The sequence below is a fragment of the Methanoregula sp. genome, assembly GCA_041645435.1.
GTDB lineage: Archaea > Halobacteriota > Methanomicrobia > Methanomicrobiales > Methanospirillaceae > Methanoregula.
In genome coordinates this window covers 31,155-51,062 of record JBAZQB010000004.1, presented here as the reverse complement: position 1 = coordinate 51,062, position 19,908 = coordinate 31,155, and the positions used below count along the sequence as shown (strand labels likewise).

Below are 19,908 nucleotides of genomic sequence, written 5' to 3'. Positions count from 1 at the left end.
GTACTACCATGGTTTCGTTCTCCGTTGCAAGCATGTTCTTTCACGAGTACACGACTCCCGAAATTTTTTCTTTTGTCTCCCGCACGGGTCTGAACGCGATGGAGTTCTGGTTAGAGACACCCCATTTCTGGCTCCGCGACCTTCCGGTGGATGAGGTGATCGCGTGCAGGAACGCTCACCCCGGGCTCCCGGTGCTGACCGTGCACTCCCCGATCCTTGATTTAAATCCCTGTTCCATCAATCCGGAGGTAGCGGACATATCCATAGAGTATGCAGTCCGTTCCTTACGGATTGCCGAACAACTCGGTGCTCCCGTACTTACGGTCCATCCCGGCCGGCGCACCGCAAAGCGTCCCCCGAGTGATGCGGATTTTGTCCGCTTTGATCATTATATCTCTGTATTGCGCGAGGCAGCGGCGGAAAGTCATACGAAAATCGGCATGGAAAATATGGAGCCGATCGTCAACTCGCTGCTCTGTACCCCGGAGCGTGTACGGGAGCTCCTTGACGATGAACCCTGGCTGTTTTTCACGCTCGATGTGGCGCATGCTTTTTCCCGGTCTGAAGCAGAGGCGCTCCGGTATATCGAACTCTGCCATGACCGTCTCATCAATGTGCATATCAGCCGGTTCGATCACGGCAAGGCGCATTTCTCACTCGACCGGTATGCATCCATGGCACAGGTCATGGAGTGCTTAAAAGATCACCGGTTCGATGGCTGCCTTACCCTTGAGATCGAGGACCTGAATTTTAACAGCCCGCTCTCCGCAGAAGAAAAGATCGCGGTACTTGCCCGGGATTGCGCATTTATGAAAGAATGCATGAAATAGGCGCTGGTTTTATTAAATTCACCCCCGAATATAGTAGTGAAATTTCGTTTATGAACAGGAAAAATATGCGTGCACCAGCACGATGTGAAGTACAATGATCCAGGACGCTTTGGAGATCCTGCTCTTTATTATCTGCATCCTCCTGTCCGCTTTTTTTTCCAGTTCGGAAGTTGCGCTTATCTCGATCCACCGGGCAAAAGTGCGGACGCTTGTCAATGAAGGAAAACCCGGTTCACAGGCAGTAGCTGCCCTCAAGGAATCCCCGGAACACCTGCTTATCACCATCCTTATCGGGAACAATATTGTCAATGTTGCAGCCGCTTCACTAGCAACAGCAATTGCGATCCAGATGTTTGGGGACCTTGGGGTGGGGATTGCCACCGGGTTTGTCGTCATCGTGCTGCTCGTCTTTGGCGAGATCGGCCCCAAGATCTATGCTGCACACGCGTCAGATTCCTTTGCCCTGATGGTGGCACCGGTCATCCTCTTCCTCTCCCGTCTCTTTACCCCGATCATCTGGGTTGTCGAACGGGTCAGCCCGAAACTGGGTATCGGAAAAGAATTTGCAGAACCGGTAGTCACGGAAGAGGAGATCAAGGAATGGATCGATGTGGGCAAGGAAGAGGGCACGATCGAGCAGGGCGAGCAGGACATGCTCTACTCGGTGCTCGAATTTGCGGATACCACCGCCCGGGAGATCATGACGCCCCGGGTCAATGTCATTCTCATGGAAGATACGGTCAGCTTTGAAGAGGCGATCAGGATCTTCAACGAGACCGGGTTCTCGCGTATTCCCGTGTTCCACGAGCAGATCGACAATATCACTGGTATCTTAAATGTCAAGGATGTCTTTTCCGCGATGGTCTCCCGGCGCAAGGACTCGGCAATAAAAGAAGTGATGTACGACCCGATGTTTGTGCCCGAAACCCAGAAAATCGATGACCTGTTAAAGGAACTGCAGGTGCACCGGGTGCAGATGGCAGTTGTCATCGATGAGTACAGCAGTTTTGTCGGGATCGTTACGGTTGAGGATATATTAGAAGAACTCGTCGGCGATATCATGGATGAGTATGACAAAGAAGAGCCCGAAGTGCAGGAACTTGCACCGGGGGTTTATGTAGTCGATGCCCAGACGTGGGTTGAGGATATTAACGAGCGAATGCACCTTACGCTCCCGACCGATGAGACCTACGAGACGATCGGGGGACTCATCATTGACCGGCTCGGGCATCTCCCCAAACATCCCGGCGAGAAGGTGGATATTGCGATCGGCAATGGTGTCACGCTCGTAGTCATGCAGATGCACGGGCGCAGGATCGTGAAAGTGAAGATCGTGGTCCATCCTGAACCCCAGGATGCAAAGCGTAACGAATAATCCGGGTGTACAAGTATCGCCTACGAGGAAAAAATGAAACGCATTGCAGTGGTTGCATCGGGCAGGGGTTCAAATTTCCAGGCGATCATCGATGCGATAAAAAAAGGGACGATCCCTGCTGAATGCGTGGCATTGATTACGGATAACCCGAAAGCCTATGCCATAGAAAGGGCGCAGAAAGCCGGTATCCCGTGCAGGATCATCGATTACGCCACGTTTCCCTCGCGGGAAGTCTACGAGCGCTCCCTTCTCGCCTCCATGCAGGAGACAGGTGCGGATCTCTTTGTACTTGCCGGTTACATGCGTATTCTCGGCTCATCTATAGTAAGAGCGTTTCCGGGAAGGATGATCAATATCCATCCGGCCCTCCTGCCCAGTTTTACGGGTCTCCATGCCCAGCGGCAGGCGGTCCTGCATGGGGTAAAAGTGGCAGGCTGTACCGTGCATTTCGTTGACGAGAGCCTTGACGGGGGCCCCATCATTCTCCAGAAATGCGTGCCGGTGCTGGAAACGGACGATGAGGATGCACTGGCGGAACGGATCTTAGAGCACGAGCACGTCACGTTCCCGGAAGCGATCCGGCTCTTCTGCGAGGACCGGCTTGTGATTGACGGGCGGAAGGTCCGGATTCTTTGAAGATCGGGGTGACTGATTCATAAAGCCAGATCGGATTCTGGGGTCGCTATGTTCACCGCGAGTTTTTTATCTGTCAAGCGAATAGTATGCACAACCGGGAGCCGGTGACGAGGCAATGAAAGAGCGATCCAAAACACCCGTGACCAAGCAGATTGCACGGGAGCGTATTGTTGTCCTGTTTGAACAGGCACGGCTCGCATTTGCAGAGTTTCCGGACTTAAGCAACCGTTATGTGGAGCTCGCGCGCAGAATTGCCATGCGCCAGCGGATCCGGATCCCGCAGGAATTGCGCCGCCAGTTCTGCCATCACTGCTATACCTACCTCGTACCGGGAAACAATATGCGGGTGCGGGTGCACCGCGGCAATGTCGTGGTCACCTGTGGCGCCTGCAATAAACATACACGCTATCGTGTGGTGAAACCTCATGTCGGAAGAAGCGAATAAACTGATGCAGGATCTCAAGCCAACCGTATGGATTGGCAAACAGGGCTGTACCGAAACGATGATCGAAGAGATCGTTTCCCAGCTCAAGACCAGAAAGATGATCAAGGTAAAATGGCTCCAGTCCGTAGAAGTCGATCCGGAAGCCATTGCCCTGCAGGCGCATGCGAAACTGGTGGAAACCCGGGGACGGACGATGGTGCTTGCAGATAAAAAAATGACCATAAAAAAATAAATCTGTTTTTCTTCGATCAAAGCGACTTTTCGCTTCTCGAAATATATAAAAACCTTACTCACAAATAAGTAAAGACTGTTATTGAAAAATTCAACAGTGAGGTCTCTAGATGACAACAGTATACGATGTCCCCGCCGACCATATTATCCGAAGGGTCGCTGAGGAGCTCAAGAAGCGGAAGGAAATTGTCCCGCCGGCATGGGCTGCCTTTGCAAAGACCGGGGTACACAAAGAAATGCCGCCTGAAGATCCCGACTGGTGGTTCACCCGGGCAGCAGCAGTGTTGAGACGCGTCTATGTCGACGGCCCCCTGGGCGTCGAGAGGATGCGAAGCTTTTACGGTGGCAAAAAGAACCGTGGATCACGCCCGAATGCATTCCGCAAGGGCAGTGGATCAATCCTGAGAAAATCTCTCCAGCAGCTGGAAGCAGCAGGGTTGATCATCCACGACAAGACCGGCCGTAAAGTATCGCCAGCAGGCATGTCATTCATGGACAACCTGTCCCACGAGGTAAAGATTACCCCGCCGGCACCGGTACCAAAGCGTGTCGTGCCAGTTGTCGAAGAACCCAAGAAGGCAGATGCCAAGAAGGGGAAGGCAAAGGGTGGCGACAAGGCTTCAGAAGGCGCAGACGGTGCCAAGACCGAGAAGAAAGCACCCAAAGCCAAGAAAGCAGATAAATCTGAAGCCCCCAAGTGAGGTTTGATCATGGGAGACGACGAACTGAGTGAACTTCGCAAACGGCGAATGGCACAAATGCAGCAGCAGGCTGGCGATCAGCAGGCAATGCAGGAAGACCTTGAACGCCAGGAGCGGGCAAAGTCTCAGATACAGATGCTCCTCATGCAGGTTCTCGAGCCGGATGCCCGGGAACGATTAAACACCATCAAGCTGACCAAGCCGGAGTTTGTTGCTTCGGTGGAACAGCAGCTGGTATCTCTCGCCCAGAGCGGGAGACTCAAGAACAAGATCACGGATGCGCAGCTCAAAGAACTGCTCAGGCAGCTTGCGCCAGCGAGACGTGATTACTCGATCACACGACGATGAAAGCCGGCGTGCTCTACAGCGGCGGAAAGGACAGTTCCCTTGCAGCAATAATGCTGGGTACGTATTATGAGGTCGAACTCAATACGTTCGTGCTCGACCCACTCCGCCAGATCCCATCGTTGGAGGCTGCGGCACAGGCTCTGGGGTTTCCCCTGATAAAACGTGTGTTTCGTGAAGGACTGAAAGACGAGATGGTGGACCAGGTTGTGTCATGCGGGTACCCGAATGACGCGATCAACCGTATCCACCATATCGCGGTCGAAACCCTCAGCAGGGAGTATAAAGTCGTCGGTGACGGCACACGGTTCAATGACCGTGTCCCGATGCTGACCCGTGCTGAGGTGCAAAGCCTTGGAAACCGGACCGGGTGTTCGTATGTGCGACCCCTGTTGGGCTTTGTCAAGGCGGAAGTCGATCGTCTGGTGGACCGGTTTCTCATCGTGGAATACGGGGAGACCGGGACCATCCGGAACGGTGATTACGAGGCCGAGATAAGGGAGGCGTTCCGCGCACGCGGACTTGATCCCGCCCCCCTCTTCCCGGCACACCATGACCAGTCGCTGGTCATCGGGAGAAAGGCATAATATCAGGTGAGTAAAATGAGCAAAGTAAGCAAAGGCAGGAAGATCCGGTTGGCCAAGGCATGCGACCAGAACCGCCGTGTGCCCCAGTGGGTAATGGTTAGGACCAAACGCGGTGTTGTTGCGCACCCGAAGAGAAGAAACTGGCGCAAGAGCCAGCTGAAGGTGTGAGCCATGGCTGAAATAATGAAGGAACACGTGTATATCATCCCGCTGCGCAATGCAAAGCGGATGCCGCGCTGGAAGCGGTGCAACGGCGCAATGAAGGATATCAAGAAGTATCTCGCCAAGCACATGAAGAGCGAGGATGTCAAGATTGACCAGGGCATCAATGAGAAGGTGTGGTACCGGGGCGCAGAGAAGCCACCGTCAAAGATCCGTATCCGCGCCATGAAAATGGAGGACGGGCAGGTTCAGGCTGAACTTGCACCGGAATCATAGATGGAAAGGACGATCACGTTTGCAGGCGATCCGAACATCGGGGTTTTTGCCCGGGTGGTAGGAAATATCGCAATAATCCCGCCGGATTCCACACCGGAATTCAGGCATGCAGTAAAGGAAGCGCTCCAGGTTGAGGTCATTGAGACCACGATCCAGGGTAGCGAGATCATCGGCTCCTTGGTTGCCGGTAACAGCCGGGGCGTTGTCGTCTCGGGACTGGCAACGGAAGAGGAGATCGAGAAGCTGGCAAAGCACCGCAAGGTGTTCCTGCTCAATGAGACAATGAATGCCGCGGGCAACGTGATCATGGCCAACGATACCTTCGCTGCAGTCCACCCGGACATGCCCGAAGGCCTGGTAAAAGAGATCGGCGATTTCCTTGGTGTTGAAGTGATCCACCTTGTTCTTGGCGGGGTAAAGACCGTCGGTATGGCGGGCGTTGCCACGAACAAGGGCGTCATTGTGCACCCAAGGGCAACCGATGCCCAGATCAAGCAGATCGAAGCGGTTGCAAACGTGCCGGTCGGCACCGGGTCGATCAATATGGGCAGCGGTCTTATCGGTACCGGTCTCATGGCGAACGACACCGGTTACCTTGTCGGGAATGCGACGAGCGGGTTTGAGCTTGGCAGGATTGAAGACGTATTTGGATTTCTGGAGTGATATTGATGGAGAATCAGAAGTTTGAGGTTAAAGGAACCTTTTTAATGGGCGAAGACTGGGCCCCGTACACAAAGATTATCGCGGCCCCCAATGCAAAGCAGGCACAGGAACGCACCTTAGCCGTAATTGGCAGCAAGCACAACCTGAAACGCAGGTACATCAAGATCGATGCGATCAAGGCCGTTAAGGCCGAGTAATTTTTTTTTACTTTTCTTGTTCATTGTTTGAAATTTTTTTTGAACAGCGAATGCCATCTTGATAGAATAGGTCATACCCCACTCTAAAAAATGGCAGGGGGATCGGGGGTACCACCCCCCTCACCTACCACAAAATGGTAAAATTTACGACAGTGACCTACGAAGACGTTCCTCAATCACCAGCCCAAAACAGCCCTTCTTTTCATCTCGACCCTCCTACCACCCATCAGGGCAATGATCGGCCATCCAAAAGGTACCATTAGGGTTTATTTTCAGGCGATTATGTGCCGTGTTTTGGCTTGAATCCCCCGAAATGAGCGCTGTTCAAAAAACAGGATCTATAATTCGCAATTTTGTGCAATTAAATAACCTCTCCCGCTTCAAAGTGTCCCCGCGATCATTGTTCCCTACGACGGAGACCTGCTGAGTAAGGGAACCCGGCCGATCGCACAGGTGTGGGTTGGCTGATGACCCGCTATCTCACCCATATCGTAATCGTAAACTCACGACAGTGACTGACGAGGGGTTCCTCAATCACCAAGTCCAAAACAGGCCTTCTTTTCATCTCGACCCTCCTACCACCCATCAGGGCAATGATCGGCCATCCAAAAGGTACCATTAGGGTTTATTTTCAGGCGATTATGTGCCGTATTTTGGCTTGAATCTCCCGAAATGAGCGCTGTTCAAAAAACAGGATCTGTAATTCGCAATTTTGTGCAATTAAATAACCTCTCCGGCTCCAACGTGTCCTTGCGATCACGGTTCCCCACGACGGAGACCTGCTAAGACCGGGGTTCGGGAAGGATGCACGTATCTCAATCGATCTCACGCGACCCTGATGTATGTATGAAACCCCCCTTTCGATACGGTGTTCCGGCAGGAACGGAATTTTCACCGTCATGAAGAAAGCAAACGCCCGCCACGGTATTCCGGATGGCCGAAAACCGAAATAACAGGCTGACCCAGCGGCCCGAAAAAGAGGGCATTGCAAGACCGCTAAATTGCACGGTAAAATCCTTTTATAATCGGTTATTTTCGCAAAATACCTGAAATTTAAGGTATTTTAAACGTGCGTGGACACCAATTCACCTGCCCAAAAATTGACCTTTCTCCGATTGGCAAAATGAGCCTGAAATGAGGGTATTCGGGTTCAGGGTATAGACCCCGCAACCCCCTATCCCATGCTCCAAAATAGGATGACCATTGCCGCACCAAAAAGTGATGCTCCCGCGGCGGTTTTAGTGACTGAAATGTTGAAACAGTCTTGCCCTGCCGTGCCTCGGTGAGGCGCTGAAGCGGGGGAACATCACATACAAACTTTTGAAAGCGGGTCTTACCCCCATGAATCAATGACGACCCAAAAAATATCAAGCGCAGGCATAAACCCTGTAAAAATAAAAACCGAAGATTAATTGTGGCACATTCCAACAACCATAATTGTTCGCGGCCGGAAAATCCGGGGATCATTATATCATTGTCCACGAGGATTATTGGCTATGGGGTTCTTTGTCGCAGAGAAAGAGCAGTGCATCGCTCCCGGGTCCGGGAACTTTCCCGGGGGGATCAGCCTCTTCGCAGGAGATCCTTAACAATTACCGGCATTACGATCCCTGTAACGGGCGAGCCACGGAAAGAACACCGTTTGGGATGGACGATGCCCAAAGGAGCGTGGCACCTGACAGGAACGGGCATGAGACTTCATGACTGCTGGAGAGAACGCATACTATACCCGGGCGAATGAGAGACCGGTTTGCTTATGACAGGCAGGGTACTTTTGAAACGGGATATCAAGGCGTGGCAGGTCCTCGCACTATGCATCCTCATTGTCGGGATACTCCTTACTGTTTGGTCTGCACAGGAGGAAGACCGCTCCCTGCGCAATGATCTGCTCCTCAAAGCCAGCATTGCACAATCCGCGATCTCTCCCTCTGAGGTTGTATCACTGAGCGGGACCGCTGCTGATATCACATCGCCGGAATACCGGGCACTCAAAGCACAGCTCGAAAAAATTCGGGAAGCCGATCCTGAAATACGGTTTGCCTACCTGATGGGGCAGCAGCAGGACGGGACAATCATCCTCTATGCAGACTCTGAATCCCCGGAATCTGAGGACTATTCTCCTCCGGGGCAGGTATACACCGAAGCACCGGCGGTTCTCAAAACGTTATTTTCGAACGGTGAGAAGGCAAGCGAAGGGCCGTATACGGACCGCTGGGGAACCTGGGTAGGCGGATTTATTCCGGTCACCGATCCAGCAACCGGCCAGGTGATAGCGATCTTTGGCATGGACGTCGATGCGCATACATGGAAAATGGCGATTTTCAGATTCAGCCTGCCCATGCTTATTGCAACATTCTTTATCATTCTTCTTGTTTTGGCATCTGCTTTTTTCCAACGACGCAGTGATGAAGAGAAGCTTCGTCTTAAAATATCCGAGGAGAAATTTTCTGAGACATTCTATTCAAATCCGGCACTCACGACAATATCCACGTTCGAAGAGGGCAGGTTTCTTGATGTCAACACAAGTTTCCTCTCAACGCTTGGCTATTCCCGTGAAGAGGTGATCGGGAAAACGGTTTCGGACCTGGGATTGTATGTTGATCCAGCCCAGCGAAATGCCATCATCAGCAAGATTAAAGAGACCGGGAACGTGAGCAATGTTGAGGTGAAGATATACCGGAAGAACCGGGACATGATGGACGGATCGTTATCCGCATTTTCCATTGACGTTGCCGGCACCCCCCGTCTGTTCACGGTCACCCTTGACAATACCGAGCGTAAGCGGGCTGAATCAGAGCTCAGGGAGAGCAGGGACCGGTTCAGGCAGCTTGCCGAAGTATTTCCCGAAACGATCTTCGAGTCAGATGCCCGGGGTTATGTTATGTATGTGAATAAACATGGCCTTGAAGAATTCGGTTATACCGAAGAAGATTATTCAAATGGTATGAACATCTTCAACCTGGTTTCACCGGAAGATCGTACGAATGTCCAGACAAGGGTGCAGGAGAAGATCCAGGGCAGCCCCAACAAGTACCTGGAATACCGGGCTTTGAGGAAAGATGGCAGTACTTTCTGGGCTCTGGCATTAGCGGCGCCGATTATCGTTAACGGTAAGCATAAGGGATTACGGGGATTTGTTCTCAACATCACCGAGCGCAGGAAGACAGAAGAAGCGCTCCGACAGGCGAACAAAAAACTTACTATGCTCAATACTATCACGCGGCATGATATTCTCAACCAGCTCATGGGATTGCGGACATACCTTGAACTATCCAAAGAAACGATACAAGATCCTGTTATTCTCACGTATATTCATAAAGAAGAACAAGCCGCTGAAACCATCCAGCACCAGATTGAGTTTGCCCGGAACTACCAGGACATCGGGGGACAGGCATCGAAATGGCAGATCCTGTCGGACGCAATCAGCTCTGCAGCCAGCCAGCTGAATCCTCCGGGTGTAGCGATCACTGTTGCTGTTGATCGTGTGGAGGTTTTTGCTGATCCCCTTTTAGAGAAGGTCTTTTACAACCTGATGGAAAATTCTCTTCGTCATGGCGAACACGTGACCCGCATGGATTACTCTGTCAGGGAATCGGAAAGCGGGCTCATCCTCACCTATGGCGATAATGGTGTGGGTATCGCTGAAGAGGACAAAAAGAGACTGTTCCAGAAGGGTTTTGGCAAACATACCGGCTTTGGCCTGTTCCTCTCACGCGAGATCCTCGCTATCACCGGCATCACCATTACGGAGAATGGCGAGCAGGGCAACGGGGCCCGGTTCGAGATCACGGTGCCAAAAGGGGTGTACCGGATCGCCTGTCAGAAGTAAAACCCATAGCAGAGAATGGGAACCAGTAATTTTTTAGTGGAGTAAACAAGGCCCGGTCTTTCTCGTAGGGCAAGCCCACGAAGGCTGTGAGTTCATTACCCTTCTCCGCCCGGAGCATGCGACCACACACCTTGTTTTTTTAAAATACATTTCCGAACGCTTATCGTGTAATCAGCCACTCCCATTACTGAGATTATTCAGAAGGGATACGGATGGCAGAAACGAATAAGATCATTCTTGTGCTGGTGTTTATCTGCGGCCTTCTGGCCGGCTGCGTGATCTACGCAATACTCGCACCCCAACCCATTCACCCGGAAAAACGGGTCGTCTTTACCGAAAACGCACCCAAACCCATCGGGCCGTACAGCCAGGCAGTCCTGTCCGGCGATTTTCTGTTCCTGTCAGGCCAGATCGGTATCGATCCTGCAACCGGCAATCTCTCCGGTACTGCTGATGAGCAGACAACCCGGGCAATGGAGAACCTCCATGCGGTCTTACAGGAATCCGGCCTCGGGTTTGGCGACGTGGTCCAGACAAGGATATACCTGGTGAACATGAGCGACTGGAACACGGTTAACGGGATCTACGGGTCATACTTCACCGGAGGGTACCCGGCACGGGCTACCGTGCAGGTCGCTGAGTTGCCCAAAGGGGCAAAAGTCGAGATCGAGATGGTGGCACAGAAACGGTAGGGGTACCGTTGTCATCAAAAGAGAGAGAGGAATCCTGTTCAGTTCCGGGTATGCCGGCAGGAATGAAAAGTATATTCCGCTGCCGGTAAACTCTTTCTTCAGGAAGATTTCTTTTTGTTACCTGATGCGGATTTGGTTTTTTTCCTGGGCTTTTATTTTTTGTCGGGTTCCGCTGCCTCCCCGTTCTCTTTGAGTATATGGATCATCCCTTCGACTCCGGCAGGATTATTCATCTCGTCATGATAGATGTGGCTCGCAACCGATATTGCCATCGGGGATCCATCCCGCTTCTTTATGAGGACCCGGTACTCATCCAGTTCTCCGGTTTCAGCGAGTTTTTTAAGGAAGAGGTCGCGATCCGCGGGGTTGAAGTAGAAATCATCAGCAACATTTTTCCCAAGCACCTCGTCAACCGAATCGTACCCCAGTTCCAATGCAAATGACGGGCTGACAAGGATAAGGTTGCCCTTCAGGTCTGTCCGGTAAAAGGCGTCCTGCAGGTTCTCGATGATCGACCGGTACTTCTCCTCGCTCTCCCGTATCTTCTGCTGGTTGAATTTCAGTTCGTCAAACTGGGCCTGCAGTTCTTCTTCCGCTGCGGTCAGCTGCTCGTATGCTGCCCGCAGTTCATCCTCGGCTTTCCGCCGTTCGGTAATGTCCACAAGGGATGCCACGCTGTTTTTTGTTCCCGTGATCATGTCGACGTGGACAAAGCAGTTATGAACTGTCTTTTTCGCATCGATAACCCGGCACTCGTATACCGTCGGTGCAAGAGAGGTGTCCTTCCGCCGGGCGTAATGGTACTGTTTCATCCGCTCTACATCATCCTTGTCGATAAAGACCGTCCAGCTGAGTTTTTTCTCCTGATCAGCCCGTGGTACCCCGGTCAGTTTCTCCCAGCCGGCATTTGCCAGCAGGATGGTGGTGTCAGGCGCAATGATAATGGTGGCAGCACCGGTGTTGTCGAAGATTGCCCGGTACAGGTTCTCGGATTTTTTCAGTTCCTCTTCTGCCAGTTTCCGGCCGGTGATATCGATCAGGACGCCGTTCCACAGGATGCTGCCATCGCGACGGGGTTGTTCCGGTAATGATCGTCCAAGAACCCATCGGATTTTTCCGTTGACACGCGTCCTGAATTCGCAATGCCAGAGTTCCCTTGTGGAGGCAGACAGGGCTATCGTGCGGTTGACTTCTGGTACGTCCTCGGGTAATATTGCTGCAAATGTCGATTCTGAAGACACCGCAGCATCTTCCGGAGCAACCCCGAATAATTCCTTCCATCTTCCGCACACGTACAGGAAGTGGTATTTCCCATCAGGAGTCAGCACAAACTGGTAGATTGCACCGGGGATACTCATGCCCAGCGTCTCGAGGCGGTGCTCCCGCTCTCTGAGGGCCTCTTCCGCCCGTTTCCGGTCGGTGATATCTTTCCCTACCGACTGGTATTCGACCAGCCGGCCGGATTCGTCAAAGATGGCATGGTCGCTCCACCAGTGCCAGTGAATGGTGCCATCGGCCATGACGATCCTGTGCTCAATATCAGCGGTGGGATGATCTTTTGTAAGAGAGGCAAGATGGCGTCCAATACGGGCACGATCATCGGCAGGAATCTCCGGGATAAAACGGTGCCCGACTATCTCGTCACGCGGTTTTTTAAAATACCTGCAGTATGCTTCATTGACAAATACATGGGTTCCGTCGGGTTTGAACCGGCTGATGAATTCCGTCTGGGTCTCAACAACATCGCGGTACCTGCGCTCGCTCTCTTCAAGGGCAAGGTCTGCCTGCCTCCTGTGGACGGCAAGCCGGATCTTATGTGCCAGCTCGGCGAACTGGGATTGCGGCTCCCCGCCTTTCTGGAGGTAATAGTCCGCACCATCGTTGAGTGCAAGAATTACGACTTCCTCGCGTCCTCTCCCCGTGAAGAGGATGAACGGCACCTGCCCGTAATGGAGACGGACCTGTCGCAGGAATTCGAGGCCATCCATCACCGGCATCTGGTAGTCGGCAATGATGGCATCATACGTGTGGGTCGCCAGGTGCTCCAGCGCGGCAACTGCAGACTCCTGTAGATCTACCTTGAAGTCCCCGGTCATTTCAAGGAAGTCCCTGCCGAGTTCCAGAAGTCCCGTTTCGTCATCCACGTAGAGGACTGAGATCATGATAGTATTCCTGAAGTGCTCTGCATTCTACAGAAGACTGAGGTTATACAAATACGTTCCTGAAACGATAAAAGAAAAGAATAAAAATCAGCTCTCGCGGCACACCACATCCCCGACGTGGACCCGCTCGATCACCTTGATGCCGATATCCTGTCCCGCGTCCGCTTCCGTGATAGGTATGTGTTCCAGTTCCATCGATGTGACGGACTGGTCGAAGTCCTCGTGTGGCCCGTGGATGTGGATGCGGTCTCCGCGGGCGAGATGATCCTTTAACACTACTGCTGCAACCCCGATTCTCGGGTAATAGTGGGTTACCGTGCCGATCATGGTCTGCATACGATCCTCCCTATAAGGGACTAATACCGGTGCTGAAGCAATAAATTTTTCCTGCACAGCCCGGCTATGCAGCATGTGAAGGAACACCTGATGCAAAAACGCGGTAGGAGGTGATCGCAACCGTGCCGGGAGTAATTACGAGCCCTTATGATCAGCCCATGTCAACAACATTATCAACAAAGGTGGTGAGTTGCGTCATCAGCATCGGATCAAGTCCCTTCTCCACGGCAAGGAATACACCGGAAATATCCATAAGCCGGAGTTTATTGGTAACAAAATGGATAAATTTCGAAATATTTGCCGATGAAAGGTAGATCAGCATGGTACTGACAGAATCGTACATAATGCAGATTTTCTTCCCCGAATGATCTTTGAGAACTTCAGTAACCGCGATGCCCATGTCAGTAAGATTCGCCGGATTATTGATGTACCGTACAACCCCGGGGATATTCTCAACATTCCCGATCGAGTTGCGGGTAACTGCATCGATAAATGAGACACGGGTGGATGGGATCCCGTTCTGGGCATACAATTTTGTCAGGATACTATAGGGAAAATTCGTGGTAATGACAACCGTATGATAGCCCAAGGTCGATACTTCCTTGATAATCTCAATATTGCGCTGGCGGATTGTTCCGGGCGATGCAAGGATCAAAAAGATCTTTTTCTGTTCGAGTTCCTCAGGGTCGATAATATCCGGCACTCCATCACCGTTCCAGGAATTTCCGGTATGCTTCGGGAATCGATCGGTTCTTCTCAACAATCGCGGACTGGAACTGACGGATATTTGCCTCGATCTGGGTGGCGTTACGGGCCTGACCTTCGAGCATCAGGATAATTTCCTGCTGGGTGAGCATCCCCTGTTTTATGAGATCTGCGGATTCCAGGAGGGTAGTACTGATGATCCCGACCGGCTGTTTCAGTCGCATGGTCATCTCGGTCATATAGGCAACCAAAGCATCCTCAGCCTTGCGCTGCTCGGTGATGTCCCTCGCGATAGCGATCTCGTGGTATATCCCGCCGGCCCCAATCTGCCGGGTGTTCCAGGATATGATCCGCGGGTCGCCGTTTTTCGTGCGTATTATCGTCTCAAGGTTTTCAAAATGATTGTGTTCGGAAATAATTCTGGATATCTTCTGCGTTATGCTCCGGCGATATTCAGCATCGGGATAGAGTTTTTTCCAGATATCACGATGTCCGATTACCTCATCGGGGGAATAGCCGGTTATCATCTCTGCTGCCTTGTTCCAGACCTGGATTTTCCCGTCCGGATCGATAACCGTGATGAGTACAAAGGCATTGTCAATGATATTCTCACGGAATGCACTGGCCTCCCGCTCAGCCGTAATATCCATGCCGACGGCAATGGCCCTTGAAAGACCCCCTGCGTCGATCTTTTTGGTATTCCAGAGAATGATATGGGTCTTTCCTGACCGCGTAAGAATGGAGGTTTCAAGATTTTCAAAAGAGTTTTTTGTTTTAAGGATATTCGCAATTTTCTGCGTAACACTTTTACGATAATCCCTGTCAGGATAGAGATTTTTCCAGACCGCGTTGCTGCCGAACACTTCCTCACGTGAATAGCCGGTGATGGTTTCTGCCGCATGATTCCATGAAACGACCCGGCCCTTTTCATCGAGTACAGCGATCATGACAAGAGCATTGTCAAGGAAACCTGCCTCGATACAGAAATTTTCGTTCTGTGTACTTTCCATCTGTATGTATCCCCTGATGACTCGATAACTGTTGAATGAGGATGCATCCTGCGTTTATATGAATGTATAGGGATGTATGCCGTTCAGGGAGCGGGTGGTGACGACAGGAGCGAAAAGGGCGGGTATAGCGGGATGAAGATTCAGGACCGGGTGGACGCTGAGCATTATTATGAGGAATAATGAGCAATGAGCACAATGCATAAGAGTCTGAATAATATAAGACAGTATATGGCGGGTTATGCCCGTACTGTGAGATGATAGAGATGGTTGCACTTACCGGAGAAATAAAGGAATTATTTGCCAAAATCAAGCTCTTCCCCATTGCCACAGCGTCAAAAAAAGGGATTCCGAATGTCACTCCCATCGCGTTTGTCATACTGGTCAACGATGATACGGTCTGGCTTGCAGACAATTTCATGTTAAAAACGCTTGCAAATGTCAAGGAGAACCCGCACATTGCAGTGTACCTGTACGATTCCGACAGCAGGAAGTGCTGTCAGGTCAAGGGCACGGTTGAGGTAAAAACAAGCGGGGCTGATTACGACAGGATGAAAAAGATGGTGCAAGAGAAGAAACCCGGCCTTCCGGCAAAATCACTCCTGATCATGAAGATCACCGAGGTCTATGAATGCATGCCCGGACCGGCGGCAGGAAAAAAGATACTTTGAATTATTTTTAGCTCTGCTGAAATGGACATGAACCAATTGGGTTCACGCTCGAACCTATCAAAAACATCCTATTATTTGTTACACAATCAGGAGCCAAGCCACCCCTTCGCGGGGCCTCGCTGGGCAGATCGGTTTAATGAGAGAACCGTTCCTGAACCGCCGCGGGGGCGCCCTGTCGGGGGTGGGGGGTTCATCATTACCGGGGGTATGGGGGTCTCAACCCCCATCAGCCAAACGATCAATTCTTTCCGTTTTACCCTTTATAACGGTGGTATTTCATCTGGGGTAATCCACCTGGGTAAAATGAATCATCAAATGAATCGTACATCCAATCGGTTCTTTCACCGGTAACGGATTGCAATGAATAGCGACCGGGTTCTTTTTTTGTCCAGTTGCCGGTGTCAGTTGTTTCCTTACGGTTGATAAAAAAATTCGTGGAAAAAAACGTCTGATTTTCATACAGGATTATGTGCCGGTCCGATGCCGGCGGTTCACCTCCAATCCACTGGCCGATGATGGGATCGGGTGTGTTACTGATAATATGCATTCCAGGCAGCTGGATGCACCCTGCTATGAGCATTGAGCAAAAAACGATGATGCAAACAAGGCTCGCCGATTGCATAAATGAGATAGAATAATCCTGACATGATTAACCTTTTCCCGGGAGTCATCGATGTTGCCAAGATGATTCGAGTATCCGGAAATATACCGGCTTTTCTGTAAAGGTTTTCATGGGGGAGGTACCCTGTCTTTTCCAAGAGTGGGGGTGGGTGGGGCAGGTATCCCCCCTCATATTTTAGACAGGGGGGTGGGATACCCCCACTCATTTTGTGGAGAGGGGGAGGGGGTGGTACCCTGTCCGGGCCAAGAGAGGGGGTATCCCCCCTCCCGGATACCCAGCAGAGCGATGCCCTCTCCGTCGTGACTCTACATGAACCACCGCTCCGGTTCATGCGACAAAGGGGAAGGATTTTCATATGACAGGGGGGGGAGGGGGGACCCCCTCTCAAATTTTGGAGTGGGGGTAGGGAGGGCTGGTATCCCCCCCTCGTTTTTTGGAGAGGGGGTGGGTATACCCCCACTCACTTTTTGGACAGGGGGGTAGGGTACCCCCTCTCGAACTTTTGAGTGGGGGGGTCCCACCCTTTTGTTGTGCGTGAGGAAAGGGAAGTTCAGTCGTGACTCCATCGGAAACCGTGGCCGGGTCCGTGCAGCCGGAGGGGGGTGGGGGCCTGTCTTTCGTAAGAGTGGGGGTAGGGTGGGCTGTATACCCCCTCTCGGGTTTTGGAGAGGGGGTGGGTGGGGCCGGTATCCCCCTCTCCAAGTTTGGACAGGGTACCTCCCCCCCAATTTTTTGAAGGTTTTCCTGATAGGCATTTGAAAAAACGAGTAAGCCCACCCCTGCGGGGGTCGCTCGGCCGCCTCAGCGGGGCCTCGCTGGGCAGGGCGGTTAAAGGGCATGGCAGGTCCCTGATCCGCAGCGGGGAAATGGAGCACAAATTTTAATCTGGCTATCTACCCATGTAAGATTATGTGCATTCCAAAAAACCCGGCACAACAGCTCAAATTTTTTTTAATCGGTGGCATTATTATAGCATTAGTATGGCCTTTTTGGGCGTACGGTTTAAAATCCGGAGGCATCGAAAGTCTTTGTACACAATATATTGTCATTTCGACAGCATTAATGGCAATATTATTTGCAGTAATAGCCATCAAACAAGATAAAGTCATTATTGAACGATTGAAACAACCTCTATTTCTAATATCTATATCTCTTTTCACTGATGTGTATGCATTTTTTTTAATTTGGTTAAATTCAACATCCACTTTATTAATTAATATCTTTTTTTCAATAGCGACTATTCTACTTTTTATTACGATATTAGAAATCAATCTGTTGACTTTAGGATTTTTAGAATATTTGAAACATCAAAATGCCATTCCCAAAAAAGAATCAAAACAATAATTTTTACTATTTTTTGACAGTAAATAGTATATTTAAAAAAAAAAAGAATTGCCTAAATCTTTTCGCTCGATATCTTGGCAAACGTAGTAGTGAAGATCCCCATCATCTCGCGAATCTCCTCAATCACACTATTGCCGTAACCTACCTGTCTACATTCAACACCATTAGGGTCTTGGTCAACGGAATTGATTCGACCGACCTGCATGATGGCTAGGTCGATATTGCATTTCCTGAAGGTGTGTTAGGAGCTTATTCGAAAAATATTTCAATATGCTTATTATGTTCAATGAAATGTATAGATTAATGAAAAAAAAATTCCCAGAATATTATAAGCCAACTGATAAAGAGTTAGAAGAATTATGGGAAAATTGTATTTTCATTTTTGATACTAGCGTAATATTAAATTTTTATCAATACTCTGTGAAATCGAGGGATGAATTTTTATCAATACTTAAAAAAATTTCAAACAGAATTTGGATTCCATATCAAGTCGGTAAAGAGTATCAGTCTCGTCGTCCTCATATTATTCGTGAGCAGAGAGAAAAATATCTAAGAATTCAAGAAAAGATCGATGAAATAAAAAATAAATCAATCACGGAAATCGAAAAAGAAAAAAGTGTTGAGTATCATCCGTTTATCAACAAAAATGAATTAAAAAGAAAAATTGAGGAGGCATTTTCAGATTTGGATTCTTATTTAAAAAATTGCGAAAATAAATATCCTGATTTAACGAAAAGAGACATTATTGGTGAAGAAATTGACAAATTATTTGAAGAAAATGTTGGTGAGGAATATTCTCCCAATAAATTAAAAGAACTGTACGAACTCGGAAAGAAAAGATATGAACAAAAAATACCTCCTGGATTTTCGGATCAACAAAAAGGTACTGAGAAACAATATGCTGATTTTGTTTCGTGGGCCCAAATATTAGAATTCGCTGAATTAAAAAATAAATCCGTGATTTTTGTAAACGATGATGAAAAAAATGACTGGTGGCTAATTCACGATTATCAAAAACCAACACAAGAAATTATTTTACCCCATCCAGATTTAATTAAGGAATTTGCATCAGCCACAAAAAACCGAATTTATATGTATAATTCTGAAAATTTTATGAAAGCTTATCAAAAATTCCTCAAAGAAAAAGTCAGCAATGATGCAATCAAAGAAGTTCGAAATTTGAGAAATCAAAATAGGCAACAAACAATTTTTGGCGCATATGTGCCGGTATTTAATCAAAAGGATATGGATACGCTTTTAGAAGACGAAGATTTTAGAAAACTTTTTACAAATCCTGAATATATAGAGATATTTAAAGAAATGAAGGATTTATCTAAAATTGTCTCAAATCCGACAATATTACAATCGATTGAAAGATATGAGAATTTGCGAAAACGTTTCATTTATTTAGAGTCGCTTAAAGTAAGACAAAAGGAACCTGGCAATCAGATAGAAACGGAAGAGAATCATAAAATTTAAAGTGCTTCTCTAAATTTTTGAAAATTAACTTTGTATTAAAAAAAAGATTACCCCTAAATGTTCTCGCCCGGTATCTTGGCAAACGTACGGTGAAGATGCCGGCATCCCGCGTATCTCTTCTATCACACTGTCGGAAATTTCATTGGTCAGGTTTTGCTCCACATGGTTCATTTTTGAACCAATCAAACAAGGTTGTAGAGACAAAATCCTTCAGTCATTTTCACTCGTTCTTGTTTACGTTCACTTGCGTCACGGTCCTTCGGATAATCCGGTAATCGACAACCTAATCGACAACCTAATCGACAACCTAATCGACAACCTGCTCACGCCATCACATACAATGTGACACAAGGAGCCGCGTACCCGGTCCGCAAAAAAAGAGTATCCTAAATCTTCCCGCTCGATATCTTGGCAAACGTTGCGGTGAAGATCCCCGGCATCCCGCGTATCTCTTCCATCACGCTGTCGGGAACATCGCTGTCCACGTTCAGCACCATGATGGCATGCTCGCCGGGCTGGACCCGGCCGACCTGCATGCCGGCAATGTTGATGTTGTTCTTCCCGAGGATGGTAGAAGCACGCCCAACTTTCCGATAATCGACAACCTAATCGA

21 protein-coding genes and 1 pseudogene are annotated in these 19,908 nt (G+C 49.7%); 17 read left to right on the top strand and 5 right to left on the bottom strand.

Annotation, left to right across the window (positions count from 1 at the left end):
* The first annotated feature begins 8 nt into the window (after positions 1-8).
* The 14 genes from WC593_09110 (at position 9) to WC593_09045 (ending at position 10,969) form a co-directional block, all read left to right on the top strand.
* Entirely contained in the window at positions 9-830 is an 822-nt protein-coding gene (locus WC593_09110; GenBank protein MFA4825301.1) for a sugar phosphate isomerase/epimerase family protein, read from the top strand.
* A 94-nt stretch (positions 831-924) separates the two neighbouring features.
* The gene (locus WC593_09105) at positions 925-2,205 is read left to right on the top strand and encodes a hemolysin family protein (protein ID MFA4825300.1); all 1,281 of its coding nucleotides are present in this window, start codon (positions 925-927) and stop codon (positions 2,203-2,205) included.
* Between the two features lie 33 nt (positions 2,206-2,238).
* On the top strand, positions 2,239-2,841 hold the full coding sequence (purN, locus tag WC593_09100) for a phosphoribosylglycinamide formyltransferase (protein ID MFA4825299.1): 603 nt from the start codon (positions 2,239-2,241) through the stop codon (positions 2,839-2,841).
* A gap of 115 nt (positions 2,842-2,956) precedes the next feature.
* Positions 2,957-3,286 (top strand): ribonuclease P protein component 4, encoded by a 330-nt coding sequence (locus WC593_09095; GenBank protein ID MFA4825298.1) that lies wholly within the window; start codon positions 2,957-2,959, stop codon positions 3,284-3,286.
* Positions 3,267-3,518: a YhbY family RNA-binding protein gene (locus tag WC593_09090; GenBank protein ID MFA4825297.1), complete on the top strand. Its 252-nt coding sequence runs from the start codon at positions 3,267-3,269 to the stop codon at positions 3,516-3,518. The genes WC593_09095 and WC593_09090 overlap by 20 nt, the downstream gene beginning before the upstream one ends.
* Before the next feature lie 109 nt (positions 3,519-3,627).
* On the top strand, positions 3,628-4,218 hold the full coding sequence (locus WC593_09085; GenBank protein MFA4825296.1) for a 30S ribosomal protein S19e: 591 nt from the start codon (positions 3,628-3,630) through the stop codon (positions 4,216-4,218).
* A 9-nt stretch (positions 4,219-4,227) separates the two neighbouring features.
* Entirely contained in the window at positions 4,228-4,566 is a 339-nt protein-coding gene (locus WC593_09080; protein ID MFA4825295.1) for a DNA-binding protein, read from the top strand.
* Positions 4,563-5,150: an alpha hydrolase gene (locus WC593_09075; protein MFA4825294.1), complete on the top strand. Its 588-nt coding sequence runs from the start codon at positions 4,563-4,565 to the stop codon at positions 5,148-5,150. Before WC593_09080 ends, WC593_09075 begins: the two co-directional genes overlap by 4 nt.
* A 15-nt stretch (positions 5,151-5,165) precedes the next feature.
* Positions 5,166-5,318 carry a 50S ribosomal protein L39e gene (locus WC593_09070; protein MFA4825293.1) on the top strand — a complete coding sequence of 51 codons (153 nt, stop codon included), beginning with the start codon at positions 5,166-5,168 and terminating at the stop codon, positions 5,316-5,318.
* 3 nt (positions 5,319-5,321) lie between these two features.
* Positions 5,322-5,588, top strand: a complete 267-nt coding sequence (locus tag WC593_09065) for a 50S ribosomal protein L31e (protein ID MFA4825292.1) — start codon at positions 5,322-5,324, stop codon at positions 5,586-5,588.
* Positions 5,589-6,251 carry a translation initiation factor IF-6 gene (locus WC593_09060; GenBank protein MFA4825291.1) on the top strand — a complete coding sequence of 221 codons (663 nt, stop codon included), beginning with the start codon at positions 5,589-5,591 and terminating at the stop codon, positions 6,249-6,251.
* 5 nt (positions 6,252-6,256) lie between these two features.
* Positions 6,257-6,448 carry a 50S ribosomal protein L18Ae gene (rpl18a, locus tag WC593_09055; protein MFA4825290.1) on the top strand — a complete coding sequence of 64 codons (192 nt, stop codon included), beginning with the start codon at positions 6,257-6,259 and terminating at the stop codon, positions 6,446-6,448.
* Positions 6,449-8,204: 1,756 nt separating this feature from the next.
* Positions 8,205-10,277, top strand: coding sequence for a PAS domain S-box protein (locus tag WC593_09050; GenBank protein ID MFA4825289.1), 2,073 nt, complete (start codon positions 8,205-8,207; stop codon positions 10,275-10,277).
* 212 nt (positions 10,278-10,489) lie between these two features.
* Positions 10,490-10,969: a RidA family protein gene (locus WC593_09045; GenBank protein MFA4825288.1), complete on the top strand. Its 480-nt coding sequence runs from the start codon at positions 10,490-10,492 to the stop codon at positions 10,967-10,969.
* 152 nt (positions 10,970-11,121) lie between these two features.
* On the opposite strand, the gene WC593_09040 is transcribed toward WC593_09045, so the two are convergent.
* The 4 genes from WC593_09040 to WC593_09025 all read right to left on the bottom strand — a co-directional run bounded on the left by WC593_09040 (position 11,122) and on the right by WC593_09025 (position 15,182).
* Positions 11,122-13,131, bottom strand: a complete 2,010-nt coding sequence (locus WC593_09040) for a PAS domain S-box protein (protein MFA4825287.1) — start codon at positions 13,129-13,131, stop codon at positions 11,122-11,124.
* 87 nt (positions 13,132-13,218) lie between these two features.
* Entirely contained in the window at positions 13,219-13,467 is a 249-nt protein-coding gene (locus WC593_09035) for a hypothetical protein (GenBank protein MFA4825286.1), read from the bottom strand.
* Between the two features lie 151 nt (positions 13,468-13,618).
* On the bottom strand, positions 13,619-14,170 hold the full coding sequence (locus tag WC593_09030; protein MFA4825285.1) for a hypothetical protein: 552 nt from the start codon (positions 14,168-14,170) through the stop codon (positions 13,619-13,621).
* A gap of 4 nt (positions 14,171-14,174) precedes the next feature.
* A complete protein-coding gene (locus tag WC593_09025; protein MFA4825284.1) occupies positions 14,175-15,182 on the bottom strand; it encodes a PAS domain S-box protein in 1,008 nt (335 codons plus the stop codon).
* 263 nt (positions 15,183-15,445) lie between these two features.
* On the opposite strand from WC593_09025, the gene WC593_09020 reads away from it, so the two are divergent.
* The 3 genes from WC593_09020 (at position 15,446) to WC593_09010 (ending at position 19,295) form a co-directional block, all read left to right on the top strand.
* On the top strand, positions 15,446-15,850 hold the full coding sequence (locus tag WC593_09020) for a pyridoxamine 5'-phosphate oxidase family protein (GenBank protein MFA4825283.1): 405 nt from the start codon (positions 15,446-15,448) through the stop codon (positions 15,848-15,850).
* Positions 15,851-17,381: 1,531 nt separating this feature from the next.
* Complete coding sequence (locus WC593_09015) at positions 17,382-17,816, top strand: hypothetical protein (protein ID MFA4825282.1); 435 nt, start codon at positions 17,382-17,384, stop codon at positions 17,814-17,816.
* Between the two features lie 303 nt (positions 17,817-18,119).
* A complete protein-coding gene (locus WC593_09010) occupies positions 18,120-19,295 on the top strand; it encodes a PIN domain-containing protein (protein ID MFA4825281.1) in 1,176 nt (391 codons plus the stop codon).
* 386 nt (positions 19,296-19,681) lie between these two features.
* Here the strand turns inward: WC593_09010 and WC593_09005 are convergent.
* Positions 19,682-19,882 (bottom strand): annotated as a pseudogene (locus tag WC593_09005) (ACT domain-containing protein).
* Positions 19,883-19,908 lie beyond the last annotated feature (26 nt).

What these genes read in the sequence shown, in the direction of transcription:
- WC593_09025 (MFA4825284.1), bottom strand. Translation starts at nt 15,182, where the DNA reads ATGGAAAGTACACAGAACGAAAATTTCTGTATCGAGGCAGGTTTCCTT.
- rpl18a (MFA4825290.1), top strand. Translation starts at nt 6,257, where the DNA reads ATGGAGAATCAGAAGTTTGAGGTTAAAGGAACCTTTTTAATGGGCGAA.
- purN (MFA4825299.1), top strand. Translation starts at nt 2,239, where the DNA reads ATGAAACGCATTGCAGTGGTTGCATCGGGCAGGGGTTCAAATTTCCAG.
- WC593_09060 (MFA4825291.1), top strand. Translation starts at nt 5,589, where the DNA reads ATGGAAAGGACGATCACGTTTGCAGGCGATCCGAACATCGGGGTTTTT.
- WC593_09050 (MFA4825289.1), top strand. Translation starts at nt 8,205, where the DNA reads ATGACAGGCAGGGTACTTTTGAAACGGGATATCAAGGCGTGGCAGGTC.
- WC593_09080 (MFA4825295.1), top strand. Translation starts at nt 4,228, where the DNA reads ATGGGAGACGACGAACTGAGTGAACTTCGCAAACGGCGAATGGCACAA.
- WC593_09075 (MFA4825294.1), top strand. Translation starts at nt 4,563, where the DNA reads ATGAAAGCCGGCGTGCTCTACAGCGGCGGAAAGGACAGTTCCCTTGCA.
- WC593_09035 (MFA4825286.1), bottom strand. Translation starts at nt 13,467, where the DNA reads ATGCAGACCATGATCGGCACGGTAACCCACTATTACCCGAGAATCGGG.
- WC593_09065 (MFA4825292.1), top strand. Translation starts at nt 5,322, where the DNA reads ATGGCTGAAATAATGAAGGAACACGTGTATATCATCCCGCTGCGCAAT.
- WC593_09020 (MFA4825283.1), top strand. Translation starts at nt 15,446, where the DNA reads ATGGTTGCACTTACCGGAGAAATAAAGGAATTATTTGCCAAAATCAAG.
- WC593_09085 (MFA4825296.1), top strand. Translation starts at nt 3,628, where the DNA reads ATGACAACAGTATACGATGTCCCCGCCGACCATATTATCCGAAGGGTC.
- WC593_09090 (MFA4825297.1), top strand. Translation starts at nt 3,267, where the DNA reads ATGTCGGAAGAAGCGAATAAACTGATGCAGGATCTCAAGCCAACCGTA.
- WC593_09070 (MFA4825293.1), top strand. Translation starts at nt 5,166, where the DNA reads ATGAGCAAAGTAAGCAAAGGCAGGAAGATCCGGTTGGCCAAGGCATGC.
- WC593_09105 (MFA4825300.1), top strand. Translation starts at nt 925, where the DNA reads ATGATCCAGGACGCTTTGGAGATCCTGCTCTTTATTATCTGCATCCTC.
- WC593_09045 (MFA4825288.1), top strand. Translation starts at nt 10,490, where the DNA reads ATGGCAGAAACGAATAAGATCATTCTTGTGCTGGTGTTTATCTGCGGC.
- WC593_09015 (MFA4825282.1), top strand. Translation starts at nt 17,382, where the DNA reads ATGTGCATTCCAAAAAACCCGGCACAACAGCTCAAATTTTTTTTAATC.
- WC593_09040 (MFA4825287.1), bottom strand. Translation starts at nt 13,131, where the DNA reads ATGATCTCAGTCCTCTACGTGGATGACGAAACGGGACTTCTGGAACTC.
- WC593_09010 (MFA4825281.1), top strand. Translation starts at nt 18,120, where the DNA reads ATGAAAAAAAAATTCCCAGAATATTATAAGCCAACTGATAAAGAGTTA.
- WC593_09095 (MFA4825298.1), top strand. Translation starts at nt 2,957, where the DNA reads ATGAAAGAGCGATCCAAAACACCCGTGACCAAGCAGATTGCACGGGAG.
- WC593_09110 (MFA4825301.1), top strand. Translation starts at nt 9, where the DNA reads ATGGTTTCGTTCTCCGTTGCAAGCATGTTCTTTCACGAGTACACGACT.